This is a genomic window from Bordetella sputigena (assembly GCF_965137885.1).
GTDB lineage: Bacteria > Pseudomonadota > Gammaproteobacteria > Burkholderiales > Burkholderiaceae_B > Bordetella_C > Bordetella_C sputigena.
Window position 1 is genome coordinate 55,022 of sequence record NZ_CBCSCA010000006.1, and the last position, 14,670, is coordinate 69,691.

Sequence of the window (14,670 nt, forward strand, 5' to 3'; positions counted from 1 at the left end):
CGATAGCATGCGACGAGCGGGCAGCGCCGATCTTCCCCTGCACGGCGGGCGCGTACCGGCCTGGCTGGGCGCGCGCATGTCGCGCCTGGGCGCGGTGATCGCGCAGGCCATCGTGCATCACTACGGCCGCGACGAGTTCCTGCGCCGGCTGGCGCATCCCTTCTGGTTCCAGTCCTTCGGCGCGGTCATGGGCATGGACTGGCATTCGTCGGGCATTACCACCAGCGTGATCGGCGCGCTCAAGCGTGGCCTGACGCCCTTGTCCGGCGAGCTGGGCCTGCACGTATGCGGGGGGCGCGGCAATCATTCGCGCAGAACGCCGCAGGAGCTGGCGCTGATAGGCGAACGCGTGGGGGTCGACGGCGACGCGCTGGCGCGCGCCAGCCGGCTGGTGGCCAAAGTGGACAGCGCGGCGGTGCAGGACGGCTTCGACCTCTATCTGCACGGATTCTTCGTTACCGACGACGGCAAGTGGACCGTGGTGCAGCAGGGCATGAACGGCGATAGCCGCCTGGCCAGGCGGTATCACTGGCTGTCGGAAGGATTGAGCAGCTTCGTCGATGCGCCGCATAGCGCCATCGATGGGCCGAACCAGGGGCGCATCGTCAACCTGACCGACCATCGGGCCGCGGCATCGCGCGTAGGGCAGCTGGCGCTGCTGCGGGATGATGGGCCGGACTTCATCGTTGCGCGGGCCGGCGAATTGGCCCTGCCGGATCGGCGTCCGGGCACCCGGCCTCCCCATCCTCGGGGTGGCGAGCCGGCGGCGGCGCGACAGCGGCAGCTCTCGCTGCTGGACCAGGAACCGTTGACGACGGTGGACCCAGGCCAGGCGGCCCTGCCGCACCTGGTCATGCCGGCGCATCACGACGTGCGCCCCAAGGACGTGAACATGCGCCGCCTGCACGGCGCGCTGGCCGCGGCGGCGGAATGCGGCCCCGCGGATTTCGCCGAACTTCTGCTGGTGCCCGGCGTGGGCGCGCGCACGGTGCGCTCCCTGGCGCTGGTCGCGGAGGTCGTGCACGGCGCGCCCTGCCGGTTCACGGATCCAGCGCGCTTTTCGACGGCGCATGGCGGCAAGGACCGCCATCCCTACCCCGTGCCGCTGGACGTGTACGACCGCACCATCGAGGTCATGAAGACGGCCGTGCATCAGGCCAGCCTGGGCAATGAAGAAAAGCTGGACGCCCTCAAGCGCCTGGATCGCCAGGCGCGCCGTCTGGAGCGGACCGCGCGGGGCCCGGCGCTGCCGGACTTCATCGAACAGGAGCGCGCGGATTCGCCGGACTATGGCGGGCGCAGCGTGTTCGGCTGGGAGTCCCGGGCGCGGGTCCTGCCGAACGATAAGAACGCGGCCGATCAGGCCGACGACTAGCTTTTTGCGCGTATCTGGGCTTGTTGCGCGTATTGGCCGCCCCGGGCTCAGCTGTCGCGCAGCAGGTCGTGGGAATTCAATATTTCGAAGGCGATATCGGGCCGCGCGTCCAGGCACCGCCGCACCGCCGCGGGAATGGCCTTGCGCGTCAGGCGGCACAACCCCGGACAGTCCTCCAGACGGATATCGAAGCCCCGCACGGTGCGCACTTCATTCGGGCCGGGGGCGATATGCAGCCGTATGCCAAGTTGCGCCTCGATGCGGCTGCCGACATGCCGCAGATCCGCCAGGTCTTTCGCCGCTTCGATACGCGCGATCAGGCGCTTTTCTTCCTGCTTGGTCAGCTGCAGGATGCGCACGTCGCCCTGCGGATCGCGGAGCAGGCGCTCGCGGTCGCAGACGCAGGCCCCGGGCGGGCATTCTTCGCGGATGGGAAACGGCAGGTTCATGGCGGAAGCGGTGATGGCGGCTGGCAGCCCGCGGGCAACATGATAAATCCTTTGCCGGCCGCCGCGGCTCCGCGGTCCCCCGATGCTCGCGCAATGCTCCGCGCCGCGCTCCGGCGCGATGCTCCGCGCCAAGCGCACCACGGCATGCGGCCATGGCGCCGCTTCCGCGACCCGCGACGCGGCGCCGTAAAATGGCGCCCGCCCGGCCCTCGCGCCGTTAACTCGACATTTCCAACATGCAAACCGCGCCCGCCACGCGACGCCCTGCCAATGCGGCAGTGGGCATCGCCGTTTTCCTGCTGATCGCCGTTCTCGGCCTGTTCTACGTCAAGTGGTTTCCCTATTACAACCGCGCCTGGGTGGCGGCGGACACGCATTCCATCGGCACGTCCATCCTGATGGGCACGGCGGCCAGCGCGCCGCCGCCCTCGCTGGAATCGGCCATCGGCTACGCCCTGGCCTACGGCAAGGCGATCTGGCAGGCGATGGTACTGGGCCTGCTGCTGGGTTCGACGGTGCAGGCCCTGCTTCCGCGCCGGTGGATCGTCCGCGCGCTGGGCGGCACCGGGTTGGGCAGCGTCGTCGCCGGCGGCCTCATGTCACTGCCGGGCATGATGTGCACCTGCTGCGCCGCGCCCGTGGTGGCCGGCCTGCGCAAATGCCAGGCGGCGCCGGGCAGCGCCGTGGCCTTCTGGCTGGGCAATTCCGTATTGAACCCCGCCACGCTGGTATTCATGGGTTTCGTGCTCGGCTGGCAATGGTCGGCCCTGCGTCTGGCCCTGGGCATCGTCATGGTGTTCGGCCTGGGCTGGCTGCTGAACCGCATGAGCGCGCCGTCGCAACGCACGGTGGACGCCGACGCGGTGCAGGGGCTGCAGGCACAGGCCACCGATAGCCAGGAGGCGAATCCCTTCAAGCGCTGGGCATCCATTTTCACTCGCATGGCGCTGCGCCTGGTGCCGGAGTACATCGTGCTGGTGCTGCTGCTGGGCGCGGCGCGCGCCTGGCTGTTCCCGCACATCGGCGCCGACATCGACAACCACCTGTGGTGGATCGCCGCGCTGGCCGTGGCGGGCGCGCTGTTCGTCATTCCCACCGCGGGCGAAGTCCCCATCATCCAGGCGATGCTGTCGCTGGGCATGGCGGCCGGCCCCGCCGCCGCGCTGCTGATGACCTTGCCGCCGATCAGCCTGCCGTCGCTGGCCATGCTGGCGCGGTCCTTCCGGCCGGTCGAACTGGCGACCGTATTCATCGGTGTCGTGGCCACCGGGCTGGTCGCGGCCGGTCTTGCGATCGGCTTCGGTTTCTAGGCAGGCCTCAGGCCATCGTCGCCGCCCAGACGCGCGCGTAGTTGCCGCCGAGCACCATGCCGGCTTCTTCGCGCGTGAAGCCGGCATCGATCAAGGCTTGCGCCAATCGGGGCAGCTTGCGATAGGAGTCCAGCGCGGACGGCCCGAGCAGGCCCAGCATATCGGTGCCCACGCCCACGTGGCGGACGCCGACCACGTCGGCCATGGCGCGTATGCCGCCGGCCATCGCCGCCAGCGTCGGAAAGGTGGCCGCCACCGGCCAGATGCCGATGACGCCGTCGGTCTGCGCGATCAGCCGCGCGTGATCGGCGGAGATCGCGCGGCTGTAGCGCGACGGCCGCGCACTGAGCGCGGTATGCGACAGTACCAGCGGCCGCGTGCTGACCTGCGCGGCGCGCTCCACCAGCGCCTGCGTGCCATGCGCGACGTCGACCACGATGCGCAGGCGATTGCATGCGCGGATGACCTCGGCGCCGAAATCGGTCAGGCCGCCATGCACGGGCGGCGCCGTCTGGATGTCGCCCAGCTCGTTGACGCGGTAATGGGTCAGCTGCAGATGGCGTAGCGCGTGGCGCCGCCAGGCATCTTCCAGACGGCCGAGATCGCCTTCCAGGAAATCGGCGCCTTCGGCCGCCACGATGGCGCCGCCACCGCTTTCCCGCGCCGCCGCCAGCGTTGCCGCGTCGACCACCGGTCGCAGGCCCTGGCGCGACATCAAGTCATGCAGCCGCAGGAACGCCGCTTCGCCCCGCGACGCCATTTCGCCGGGCGCCGGGTCGCGGTAGGCCACGATGCGGCGGCGTCCCGATGCCGTATCGACGATATGGTTGACGCTGGAATCGCTGACGGCGGCCAGGCAGACCACGTTGAGCCCGCCGGCGCGCATGGGCGCGGCAACCGGCGTAAAGGCCGGCGGAACCGGGGCGCGGCCCAGGTTGATATGGCCGGCATGGCTATGGATGTCGACGGTCACCTGCTCGCGCATCCAGTCCAGGGGATCCGGATCGGGATGCGTGCGTGATGAGTCCGTCGCCGCAGACGCCACGCGCGCGGTCGGCGATCCCGCGGCCGACGCCGATTCCGCGGCCGGCCCCGATGACGACGCCGGCGCCGCGCAGGCCGCCAGTCCCGAGACCATTCCCAATACCCCGGCCGACAGGAAGCGCCGCCGGTTCAGGCCGGCCGCCTCCCAGGGATCGCTGATCGGCGTAACGCTTGCCTCGCGTATCCTGAACCGCCATCCCGCGGGGTCGGCGTGCAGCGGCTCCCACAGGCCTTCGACGCGCACGGGCCCGGCGCAGGCCGCGATGGCCATCGGCGCGTGCACTTCCACCGCCATATCGGCCCTGAGGCCGCCATGGCCTCCGCAGCAGGGCTTGTCCGCCACCAGGACCAGGGTATCGGAAGCCGCGTCGGGCGACGGGAAGACCGCATAACCCGCCAATACGACGCGCGTGCCCGCGGCAACCGCCGAAGCACCGGAATAAACGACGGGCCATCGCAAACGCATTGCAGTCTCCTGCGGGTTCACGGAATTGCCGCCATGATGCACGTGCCAGCTGTCGGTGCGCTGACTTCGCGGATACCAGTCCTCAGCGCGACGCCGCGGCCTGGATCTCGCGCGCGATCGCCGAGAGCGGCACGGTGCGCTCCACGCCGCCGCGCTTGATGGCCTCCTTGGGCATGCCGAAGACCACGCAGCTGTCCTCGTCCTGCGCCAGCGTGCGCGCGCCGGCCTGGCGCATCTCCAGCAGGCCGGCGGCGCCGTCGTCGCCCATGCCGGTCATGATGATGCCCAGCGCATTGCCACCCGCATGCCGCGCCACGGAGCGGAACAATACATCCACCGAGGGGCGATGGCGGTTGACCAGCGGGCCGTCGCGCACCTCGACGAAATACTGCGCGCCGCTGCGTTTCAGCATCATGTGCTTGCCGCCGGGCGCGACCAGCGCGCGGCCCGGGATGACGCGATCGTTGTTCTGCGCTTCCTTGACGGAAATCCGGCAGATCCCGTCCAGGCGTGCGGCGAAGGCCGCGGTGAACTTCTCCGGCATGTGCTGCACGATCACCAGGCCCGGACATACGCGCGGCAAGCCCGTCAGCACTTCTTCCAGGGCCTGCGTGCCGCCGGTGGACGTACCGATGGCGACCAGCCGCTCGGTGGTCTGCAGCATCGTGTGACCGGCCCCAGGGCGATGATCGGGCGGCGGCAGCACGGCATCGGCGCTGTGCTTCGGCGTCGGCGCCGGCGCCGGCGGGGCGTTCGCCGCATTGCCGGCGGACATATGCCGCACCCGCGCCTTGGCCGCCGCGCGCACCGTGGCGATCAATTCCGCCGCGCTATCGGTCAGGAACTGCTTCAATCCCAGCTTCGGTTTGGTGACCACGGACACCGCCCCGGCCGCCAGTGCGTCCACCGTGACCCGCGCGCCTTTTTCGGTCAGCGTCGAACAGATCACCACGGGCGTCGGCCGCTCCTGCATGATCTTGCGCAGGAAGGTCAGGCCGTCCATGCGGGGCATTTCGATGTCCAGCACGATCACATCGGGCCATGCCTGTTTCATGCGTTCCGCGGCCAGGATCGGATCGGCCGCGGCGTGCAGGACCTCGATGCCGGGCGCCTCGGACAACAGTCCGGCCAGGACTTGCCGCGCCACCGCGGAATCGTCGACGACCATGACTTTGATGGATGACATAGGTTTCCTGGTTGGTCTTCAGGGCTTGCGGTACACGGACGGCATCACGCTGCGCATCGCTTCCGTCACGCCGTGCAGGCTTTCCGAATGGCCGATGAACAGATGCCCGCCCGGCTTGAGCAGGCCCAGCACACGCTCGACCACCTGCCGCTTGGTATCGCCGTTGAAGTAAATCATGACGTTGCGCAGGAAGATCACGTCGAAGCGTCCCAGGTCCGGCAAGGGCGCGTTCAGGTTCGCATGCACAAAGCGCACGTGGGCGCGCACGGCCCGATCGACCAGCAAGGTGCCCGCCTGCGGGCCCGTGCCCTTCAGGCAGAAGCGCTTGCGGTAATCGTCCGGCATCTGGCGCGCGCGCTGCTCGGAGTAGTGTCCGGTGCGCGCGCGTTCCAGCACCCGCGTGCTGATGTCGGTGCCGACGATTTCGAAGGGGCGGGTGCCGGCCAGGCAGTCGCGCAATACCATCGCGGCGGTGTAGGCCTCTTCGCCCGTCGAACTGGCCGCGCTCCACACGCGGAAAGGCGCCTGGGCGCCGGCCCGCGCCTGGCCGCGCGCGGCAGCCGCCGGTCCGGCCGTCGACACCGTCGCCAGCCGCCGCAGCACGTCGAAATGCCGCGGCTCGCGAAAGAAATAGGTTTCGTTGGTCGTCAGCAGATCGATGGCGATCTGCATTTCCGCCGCGCCTTGCGCCCCTTGCAGCAGCGCGAAGTAATCGCCATAGCTGTCCGCGCCGCGCGCATGCACGCGCTTGGACAGCCGTCCTGAGACCAGCGCCTTCTTGGCCGGCGTCAGCGTGATGCCCGCCGCTTCGTAGATGAAGCGCTGGAACTGGGCGAATTCCTTGTCGGTGATAGGTTGCATGGCGATAAGCGGACGCGAGCGTTCAGTCCTCGCTGGAAACTTCGGTTGGCGCGCGCAGCAGCGGCAGCCGCGCCCTATGCGTTTTCAGCCACGATGGAATATGTTCGCCCGGCATGGCGCGGGCGATGAAATAACCCTGGCCCAGCGCGCAGCCCAATCGCTGCACCAGGCGCCAGTCCTCCAGGGTTTCGATACCTTCGGCGGTGGTGGTCATGCCCATTTCCGACGCCATATCGATGGCCGCGCCCAGGATGGTGCGCAATTGCTTGCGGCCGTTGGCGCCATGCACGAAGCTGCGGTCGATCTTCAACTCGGTAAAGGGCACGCGCGTCAGTTGCTGCATGGACGAAAACCCGGTGCCGTAGTCATCGATGGACAGGCCGAATCCACGCAGGCGCAGCCGCGCCAGCAGCCCGCGCGCGCCGCTGTCGGCATCGACCAGCGAGCTTTCCGTGATTTCGAACACCAGTTGCCCGGGCGGCACCTGGAAGCGCTCCACTACCTCCAGGATGGCGTTCGCCAATCCCGGCCAGTCCAGCAGCAGCGGCGACAGGTTGACCGCCAGCGAGAGCCGTAGCCCGCGCCGGCTCCAGCGCGATACCTGGGCCAGCGCGTGTTCCATCACAGTGAAGGTCAGCGGATGGATCAGGCCGTAGCGTTCAGCCAGCGGCACGAAGCGCCTCGGCGCGATATCGCCTAGCTCGGGATGGGACCATCGCGCCAGTCCCTCCACGCCGCGGATCAAGCCGGTCCGCATATCGGCCTTGGGCTGGTAGTGCACGCGTATCTGGCCGTCGCGCAGCGCGGCTTCCAGCATGCTGGGCGGAATATGCGCCCCGCCATCCCTTTCATCCGCCGCCGCGCCGCCCGCCGGCCGCGCGCCGGGACCGCGCACGCCGCGCATGTCCAGCGCATCGGACAAGCCGGCCAGCGTCAGCGGCTTTTCCAATCCCGCCAGCACATGGAAACCCATGCCGGCGGCGACCGACACCACGGAGTCGATCATGGCGCTCTCGCGGCCGGAGGCGATCACCAGATCGGGCATGACATCGCGGATCAGCAGTTGTTCCAGCAGTTCGATACAGTCCATGCCGGGCATCTGGATGTCGACCACCATCACCGATGGCGGCGGCGACAGCTGCTCCAGCAGGAGCAGCGCCGCCGCGCCGCCGGACGCTTCATGCACGGGGTCGATGCCCAGCGCGCGGCACAGCAAAGCGATGTGCATGCGATGCACCGCGCTGTCGTCGACGATCAGGACCGAGGCCACGCCAAGCGGCGCCACCGCCAAGCCCCCGGCCCGGTCCTGTTCGTTCATATGCCGCTCGCCCCGTCCATCGGGGCCGGCGGGCGGACAACCGCGTCTGACGCCGCCTCCAGCCCGTCCAGCGCCATGACTGGACCGACCGCCAGCAGGATGACGAAGCGGCCGCGCACCTTGCCCACGCCGGCGATGAAATCGCTGCGCAGGCCCGCGCCGAAGGCGGGCGGCGGCTCGATGTCAGCCTGGGCGATCTCCAGCACTTCGTTGACGCCGTCCACCACCACGCCGGCGACCTGGCGTCCGCCATCGTCGGCGTCCAGCTCGACGATCACGATGCAGGTCCGCTTGGTGACCGGCGACGGCTCGCGGCCGAAGCGCGCCTGCAGATCGATGACCGGCACCACCGCGCCGCGCAGATTGATGACGCCGCGTATGCAGGCCGGCATCATGGGCACCGGCGTCAGGTCGTGGTATTCGATGATCTCCTTGATGGCCAGGATGCCGATGGCGAAGGTATCGCCACCCAGCATGAAGGTCAGGTACTGCGACGGCTCGGCTCCCGCCTGGCCGCCGGCGCCATATGGCTGCGGCATCGCGCTCATCGCCTTACCCCTCAATAACGCACGAACTGCGATTCATCGACGCCGTCGGCGCCGGCCGCCGCGTATGCCAGCTTGCCCGCCGGCTCCGCATCGGCGGCGTCCCTGGCGAGCGGCGCGGTCGGCCGGCGCGGCGGCAGGGAACGCTTGCGGGCGGCCGCGGCGGTGCCCGCCGCCCGTGCCACGCTATCGGACAGCTTGAAGAAACTCATCGCCTGCTGCAATTGCTCGGCCTGCGCGCTCATTTCCTCCGCCGTGGCGGCCAGTTCTTCGGAACTGGAGGCATTCTGCTGGGTGGTCTGGCTCAGTTGCGCGACGGCGGCATTGATCTGCCCGACGCCGGACGACTGCTCTTCCGACGCCGCCGTGATTTCCTGCACCAGATCCGAGGTCTTGCGGATGTTCGGCACCATCTGCTCCAGCAGGCGGCCGGCGCGTTCGGCCAGGTCCACGCTGGAGCCGGCCACGTCGCCGATTTCCTGTGCCGCCACCTGGCTGCGCTCGGCCAGCTTGCGCACTTCGGCGGCCACCACCGCGAAGCCCTTGCCGTGCTCGCCGGCGCGGGCGGCTTCGATGGCCGCGTTCAGGGCCAGCAGGTTGGTCTGGTAGGCGATGTCGTCGATGATGCCGATCTTCTGCGCGATCTGCTTCATCGCCGCCACCGTCGACGTCACGGCCTCGCCGCCTTCAGCCGCTTCCGTGGAAGCCTTGGTCGCCATACTGTCCGTGACCTTGGCGTTCTCGGTATTCTGCGCGATGGAGGCCGTCATCTGCTCGATGGAGGCACTGGTTTCCTCCACGCCAGCCGCCTGTTCGCTGGAAGCCTGGCTGAGCGTCTGCGCGGTGGCGCTGACTTCTTCGGATGCCCCGGCCAGCGCTTCGGCGCTGCTGTTCACTTCGGACACGACCTGGGCCAGGCGGCCGACCATGTTCTTGACGTTGGCCATCATGCTGGTGGTATCGCCCTTGCGGGTTTTCACGTCCACCGACAGATCGCCGCCGGCGACCTGTTGCAGGACTTGCGCCGCATAGGCCGGCTCGCCGCCCAGCAGTTTCAGCAGACCACGGGTGATGAACAGGCCTATCAACAGCGCCAGCACCACGGCGCCGCCGGACAGGCCCATCACCAGCATGCGGGTCTCGGCGTACATGGCATCGCCTTCGGCATCGGCGGCTTCCATCTGCTGCACCTGGTAGTTCAGCAGCTCGCGCACCGCGCTTTCCAAGGCGGTATTGGCTGGCAGGATGTCGCTGCGCAGGTAGGCGATCGCATTGGACTTGTCGGCGGCTGACGCCAGCGCGAAGAATCCGTCTATGCGCTGTTCCAACGCCGCGCGGCTCTCCTCGACCTTCTTCAACATGGCGCGGGGAATGTCGGCGGTGACGATCTTGTCCAGTTTGGCGAGCGCCTGCGCCCGCGCGGCGGCGTTGTCGGCCAGACGCTTGCGCAGACGGTTCGCTTCGTTGTCGTCGGCGACCAGCAACAGAGTGCGCACCTGCCTTCCGTCGTCCAGAGACCGCAGCATCACTTCGTTCAGGTGCGCCGTCTTGGGGTAACGGTCCTGGGTCACTTCCGTCAACGCGTCATTGATCTTCGCCAGCCGCGTGATGCTGAGCGCCGATATCGCGGCCAGCAGCGCAATCACGATGCCGAACCCCCATGCCAGTCGCGTGGCCACCTTCATATTCCCGAACATGCCTTTCTCCCAAATAAACTGCGTGACGGCCGATCCCGGCCGCGCTGGTGCCACGTCAAACAGACATGCGGGCATGGCCCGCCGTCGCGGAATTGCGCGCCTCGGCCATCAGGGCCGGGACGTCAAGAATCAATGCGACTTCACCACTGCCCAGGATGCTGGAGCCGCTGATGCCGCGCGCTTGCGCGAACAGGCGCGACAAGGGCTTGATCACCGCCTGCGTCTCGCCCAGCAGGGTGTCGACCACCAGGCCGATGCGCTCGCCGCCGTGGCGCACCACGACGATGTTCTCGCGCGTCGCCGCCTGCCCCGGCAGGTCGAACATGCCGCGCAGGCGGATGAAGGGCAGCACCTGGCCGCGCAGATCGGTGTAGTCGCGGCCCTGCACCGGCGTATAGGCGATGCACTCGTCGACCATGTCCAGGGGCAGCACGAACAGCGAACGCCCTACGGCCACCTGGAAGCCATCGATAATGGCCAGCGTCAGCGGCAGCCGCACGGCCACGGTGCTGCCCTGCCCGGCGCGGCTGGATACTTCCACGCTGCCGCGCAAGGCCTGGATGTTGCGCTTGACCACGTCCATGCCGACGCCCCGGCCGGACAGGTCGGTCACCGCGGGCGCGGTGGAAAATCCGGGTTCGAAAATCAGCCGGTAGACGTCCTCGTCGCGCATGGCGCGGCCATCCTCGATAAGCCCGCGCTCCACGGCCTTCGCCACGATGCGCTCGCGGTTCAGGCCCGCGCCATCGTCGCCGACCTCGATCACGATGTGGCCGGATTCGTGGTGCGCGTCCAGGGTAATGGTGCCGTGGGCCGGCTTGCCCAGCGCCAGCCGGGCCTCCGGCGACTCGATGCCGTGGTCCATGGCGTTGCGCACCAGATGGGTGAGCGGATCGCCGATGCGTTCGACCACCGTCTTGTCCAGCTCGGTATCCTCGCCGCGCACCACCAATTCGATGTGCTTGCCCAGACTGCGCGAAACGTCGTGCACCACGCGCCGGAAACGATTGAAGGTGGCGCCTATCTTGACCATCCGCAGCTGCAGCGTACTGTCGCGCACGGCCTCGACCAGATCGGCCACCTGGGAATTGCAAGCCTGCAACTCGGCGTTGCCGGCGCGCGCCGCCGCCACGCTGGCCCCCGACGATGCGGTGATCAGCTCGCCCACCAGCGATATCAGGTGATCCAGCTTGTCGGCGTCGATGCGCATCGACCGGCTTTCCTGCGACTTCAGGTCCTTGGCCTGGCGCTGCTTGGCCAGGGCGCGGTCCACCACCGGTTCCGCCACCGTCTGCTGGCGCACCAGGATCTCGCCGAGCGGGCCATCGACCGCGCCGCTGCGTTGCGCGCGCAGGGCCTCATCGAGTTCGCGCGGTGTCAGGGTGCCGCAACGCACCAGCATTTCGCCGAGCAGGGAGGGTTCTTCGCCCAGCTCCTCGATCATCAGCATGTAGTCCATCGTGCGGCTGCGCGGCGGAATAATGCGAATGTCGCAATCGTCCAGCACGAATTCGAAGGTGCTTTCGATGGTGGCCTTGTCGGCCGGGCTGTCCAGGCCGATCTCCAGACCCAGGTAGCAAGCCTCCGGGTCCATGGCCTCCAGCGTCGGCAGGCGGCCGGTCTGGCAGGCGACGCCGGTGACCCGGCCCAGCTTGTGCAGATAGCGCACGAAGGACAGCGGGTCCATGCCGTTGCGCAGCACGCCTTCGTGGAAGCGCAGGGAGATATGCCAATGGTCGGCCACCACGGCGGCCTGGACGCCGGCGCCTGGCGTCCCTGCTTGGGGTGCCTCGCGCGCCGGGGCGCCGGCCGCGGCAAGCCCAGGGCCCGCCCCAGCGGCCGCCTGGTCGCCGGCCGTATCCGCGCGCGGCGGACATGCGGGGTTTGCCCCCGCGCCACCCAGCTCCAGATAGGCCGCCAGACGCGGCAACAAGGCCGCGCCTTCGCTGCCGAGGTCCGGATCGACCTCGCCGCCACGGTCCGCGACACAGTCCACCAGCCCGCCGATATGGTCGCCGCAGGCCAGCATCAAGGCCACCAGATCGCTGTCGATGGGGATGCCGCCGTCGCGTACACGATCCAGCACGCTTTCGACCTGGTGGGTGAAGGCGACGATGTCGTCGATGCCGAACAGGCCGGCCGAGCCTTTGATCGTGTGCGCCGCGCGAAAAATCGCATTGATGGCGTCGCCGGGATCCTCGACATCCTCGACGGTCAATAGCGCCGACTCCATTTCCGCCAGCAGCTCGCGGCTTTCGGTGATGAAGGTCTGCAGTGCCTGATCCATATTCATGGTGATACTCCGGGCGATGGCCGTCAGGCCGCCGAGGCCGTGGCGCCGGCGCGGGCCGCCGCGTACAGGTCGGCGCCGATGCCGTCGGGCGCCAGATCGTCGCGCGCGTCGGCGAATGCTTGTTCCAGGCCCAGCAGCTGGATGGCGGACTCCACGCTGGGCGCCATGCCGGCAAAGCGCACGTCGCGCCCGCGGGCCCGCGCATGCGCGCGCGCCGCCAGCAGCAGCTGCAGACCCGCCGTATCGGCCTCCGTGACGGCGCGCAGGTCCAGCCGTAGCGCGTCGGGGGCATCAGCGGCGGACAGCGCCTGCAACAGGCGCTGCCGCATGTCCTGGGCGGTGTAGATGGTCAGTTCGCCTTCCAGGCGCAGATGGACGTCGGTCACGGCAGGTCTCCAGGCAGGCTCTATGTCCGCCGGTCAGGGCAGGATCAGTTTTTCGACGGCGCCCAGCAGCTGCGCGGGCTGGAACGGTTTGACCACCCAGGCCTTGGCGCCGGCCAGCTGGCCTTCGCGCTTCTTGGCCTCCTGGCTTTCCGTGGTCAGCATGATCACCGGCGTGAAACGGTAGGCGGGCAGTTGCTTGACCTCTTTCAGGAAGGTGATGCCGTCCATCTGCGGCATATTCACGTCGCTGATGATCAGGTGCACCTTCTGGCCCGTCAGCTTGGACAGGGCGTCCTGGCCGTCACGCCCCTCGATCACGTCGTAGCCCGCGCCGCGCAGCGCGATACCGACGACCTGGCGTACCGATGCCGAATCGTCGACGATGAGTATGGTCTTTGCCATGCCGAGGCTCCTGGTTGTATGTCTGCGGGCGGGTGGCCCTGGATTCAGAAAAAGGTGATGTCGGTGGAGGCTGCCGCGGCCGGCGCATGGGCCGGCGCCGGCGCGCCCTTATGGATGTCGCGCTCGTCGGCCATGGCGTAGGTGCGCTCCAGCTCGCCCAGCAGCGGCGCCGCATCCAGCGGCCGCAACTCGCCGGCGGCGGCGCAGGCCTCGCCATAGTCATGGATGACGGCCGGCAGCCGCTCGATATTGGCGCCGACGTGCGCCATTACCTGGCCGACGCGGTCCTGGAACTGCAGTTGCACCAGCGCCTGGCTGACCTCTTCCTGGATGCCCTGGCTTTCCTCGCGCAGCAGATCGGTGGTGCGGCCCAGGCCGTCGGCGAAGGCGCGGAAGCGCTCCAGCACCTCCTGTATGGTCCCCTCGGACGCGGTGATCGCGGCCTGTTCGCTGCGGGTGGACTCCTCCGCCGCCGCGCAGGTCGCGACGATGGCGTCGCCGATGAAGGCGATTTTCTCGGCGATGCGCGCGCCGGTCTCGCCGGACTGCTTGGACAGGGCACGAACTTCCTGCGCCACCGTGGCGAAGCCGCGGCCCAGGCTGCCGGCGTGCGCGGCTTCGATCGTGGCGTTGATGGCCAGCAGGTTGGTCTGCTGCGTGATCTGCCCGATGGCCTGCACCATGCCCTGCAGCTCATCCACGAAGCCCTTCAAGCCCTGCACCTTGGCCAGCAGTTCGACCTTGGTCTTCATGCTCGCGCTCAACTGCTCGACCACGGTGTGCAGCTGCTCGGCGCTGCGCGCCGACACGCCGGCGGCGGACTCCCCATGGCCGCTGCTGTCGCGCGTGGACAGGCGCAGGGTCTGATCCAGCCGTGTCGAAATCTCGCCGAAGCGCATGCTCAAGGCCGTGATGGCGGTTTCCATCTGGGTGCGGGAAGACTCGATCTGGCGCGCCCACACCGGCGCCACGTCGCCGCAAAAGGACTTCAGGCTGAGCACGTGGGCCTCTACGTCGACGTCCTGGCGGACCGCCGAACGGCGCGCGGCGTAGCCCGCCAGCAGGCCGGCGCAAGCCAGCAGCGCGGCAATGGCCAGCGGCAGCGTCGCCCATGCCCCGGCCCAGGCGGTGGCGGCCCCGCCCGCGATCCCCAGCACGGGGGCGGCGGAGGAGGACGAGAATCCGGCGATATTCATGTAGGCAGTCCGTCGACATGGCCGCCGGGCTTGGCGGTTGTATCGGAACAACGGCATGCAGGGGCCCGCGCCTAAGGGCGCGGCCGGACAAGATAGGGCACTGCGCCGGCCAACATTGTCTTTTTGTTGGAATATGTGAACA

General features: G+C 68.7%; 13 protein-coding genes. 2 read left to right on the top strand and 11 right to left on the bottom strand.

The window, feature by feature from the left end; all coding sequences use genetic code 11:
• The first annotated feature begins 7 nt into the window (after positions 1-7).
• Positions 8-1,375 carry a DUF763 domain-containing protein gene (locus ACNA0R_RS13140; RefSeq protein WP_415826457.1) on the top strand — a complete coding sequence of 456 codons (1,368 nt, stop codon included), beginning with the start codon at positions 8-10 and terminating at the stop codon, positions 1,373-1,375.
• 47 nt (positions 1,376-1,422) lie between these two features.
• Here the strand turns inward: ACNA0R_RS13140 and ACNA0R_RS13145 are convergent, their stop codons facing one another.
• On the bottom strand, positions 1,423-1,824 hold the full coding sequence (locus tag ACNA0R_RS13145; protein ID WP_415826458.1) for a hypothetical protein: 402 nt from the start codon (positions 1,822-1,824) through the stop codon (positions 1,423-1,425).
• Between the two features lie 236 nt (positions 1,825-2,060).
• Here ACNA0R_RS13145 and ACNA0R_RS13150 point away from each other — a divergent pair, with 236 nt between their 5' ends.
• Positions 2,061-3,134 carry a permease gene (locus ACNA0R_RS13150; protein WP_415826459.1) on the top strand — a complete coding sequence of 358 codons (1,074 nt, stop codon included), beginning with the start codon at positions 2,061-2,063 and terminating at the stop codon, positions 3,132-3,134.
• 7 nt (positions 3,135-3,141) lie between these two features.
• On the opposite strand, the gene ACNA0R_RS13155 is transcribed toward ACNA0R_RS13150, so the two are convergent.
• The 10 genes from ACNA0R_RS13155 to ACNA0R_RS13200 form a co-directional block, all read right to left on the bottom strand.
• Entirely contained in the window at positions 3,142-4,644 is a 1,503-nt protein-coding gene (locus ACNA0R_RS13155; protein ID WP_415826460.1) for a dipeptidase, read from the bottom strand.
• An 82-nt stretch (positions 4,645-4,726) separates the two neighbouring features.
• Positions 4,727-5,830, bottom strand: a complete 1,104-nt coding sequence (locus tag ACNA0R_RS13160; RefSeq protein WP_415826461.1) for a protein-glutamate methylesterase/protein-glutamine glutaminase — start codon at positions 5,828-5,830, stop codon at positions 4,727-4,729.
• 18 nt (positions 5,831-5,848) lie between these two features.
• The gene (locus ACNA0R_RS13165) at positions 5,849-6,691 is read right to left on the bottom strand and encodes a CheR family methyltransferase (protein ID WP_415826462.1); all 843 of its coding nucleotides are present in this window, start codon (positions 6,689-6,691) and stop codon (positions 5,849-5,851) included.
• Between the two features lie 22 nt (positions 6,692-6,713).
• Complete coding sequence (locus ACNA0R_RS13170; RefSeq protein ID WP_415826463.1) at positions 6,714-8,009, bottom strand: EAL domain-containing response regulator; 1,296 nt, start codon at positions 8,007-8,009, stop codon at positions 6,714-6,716.
• A complete protein-coding gene (locus ACNA0R_RS13175; protein ID WP_415826464.1) occupies positions 8,006-8,557 on the bottom strand; it encodes a chemotaxis protein CheW in 552 nt (183 codons plus the stop codon). The genes ACNA0R_RS13170 and ACNA0R_RS13175 overlap by 4 nt, the downstream gene beginning before the upstream one ends.
• Positions 8,558-8,568: 11 nt before the next feature.
• On the bottom strand, positions 8,569-10,251 hold the full coding sequence (locus ACNA0R_RS13180) for a methyl-accepting chemotaxis protein (protein ID WP_415826465.1): 1,683 nt from the start codon (positions 10,249-10,251) through the stop codon (positions 8,569-8,571).
• Positions 10,252-10,306: 55 nt separating this feature from the next.
• Positions 10,307-12,544, bottom strand: coding sequence for a chemotaxis protein CheA (locus ACNA0R_RS13185; RefSeq protein ID WP_415826466.1), 2,238 nt, complete (start codon positions 12,542-12,544; stop codon positions 10,307-10,309).
• A 23-nt stretch (positions 12,545-12,567) separates the two neighbouring features.
• A complete protein-coding gene (locus ACNA0R_RS13190) occupies positions 12,568-12,930 on the bottom strand; it encodes an STAS domain-containing protein (RefSeq protein WP_415826467.1) in 363 nt (120 codons plus the stop codon).
• 33 nt (positions 12,931-12,963) lie between these two features.
• Positions 12,964-13,332, bottom strand: coding sequence for a response regulator (locus tag ACNA0R_RS13195; protein WP_086066854.1), 369 nt, complete (start codon positions 13,330-13,332; stop codon positions 12,964-12,966).
• Positions 13,333-13,376: 44 nt separating this feature from the next.
• Complete coding sequence (locus ACNA0R_RS13200) at positions 13,377-14,528, bottom strand: methyl-accepting chemotaxis protein (RefSeq protein ID WP_415826468.1); 1,152 nt, start codon at positions 14,526-14,528, stop codon at positions 13,377-13,379.
• Positions 14,529-14,670: the final 142 nt, after the last annotated feature.